Consider the following 686-nt stretch of genomic DNA (forward strand, 5'->3'; position numbering starts at 1 on the left):
GATGTGGCCGTTGGGTTTCCGATCGCCGGGCGGCGTGATCCTGCCCTCGATGAGCTGGTCGGGTTCTTCGTCAACACCTTGGTGTTGCGGGTCGATCTGGACGGCGATCCCACCGTCGGTGAGCTGATCGCCCAGGTGCGTCAGCGCAGTCTGGCTGCGTATGAGCATCAGGATGTGCCGTTCGAGGTGCTCGTCGAGAGGTTGAACCCGACTCGCAGCTTGACCCACCACCCGCTGGTGCAGGTGATGTTGGGTTGGCAGAACTGGCAGGGCGCCGATCCCGGCGACGGGCTCGCCTTGGGAGACCTCGAAGTCACGCCATTGCGAGCCGATACCCATACCGCCCGTACCGATTTGACGTTTTCGTTGGCTGAGCGGTGGAGTGATGGTGGTGAGCCGGCCGGTATTGGTGGGGAGGTGGAGTTCCGCACCGATGTTTTCGATGCGGCGAGTATCGAGTTGCTGGTCGAGCGGTTGCGTCGGGTGTTGGAGTGGATGGTTGCCGATCCTGCTGGTCGGTTGTCGTCGATGGATGTGCTCGATGAGGTGGACTATGCCCGCCTCGATGAGTGGGGTAACCGGGCGGCGCTGAGTCGTCCGGCGAGTGTGTCGCAGTCGATTCCGGGGTTGTTCGCCGCGCAGGTTTCGCGTGCCCCTGAGGCGGTGGCGGTGAGTTTCGAGGGTCG

General features: G+C 63.6%; 1 protein-coding gene. It reads left to right on the top strand.

The features are described 5' to 3' along the window. Positions 1–686, top strand: a 686-nt coding sequence (locus tag A5759_RS04830) for a condensation domain-containing protein (RefSeq protein ID WP_231984546.1), incomplete at both ends; no start/stop codon positions are given.

This window comes from Mycobacterium sp. 852014-52144_SCH5372336 (assembly GCF_001665615.1).
Classification (GTDB): Bacteria; Actinomycetota; Actinomycetes; order Mycobacteriales; family Mycobacteriaceae; genus Mycobacterium; species Mycobacterium neumannii_A.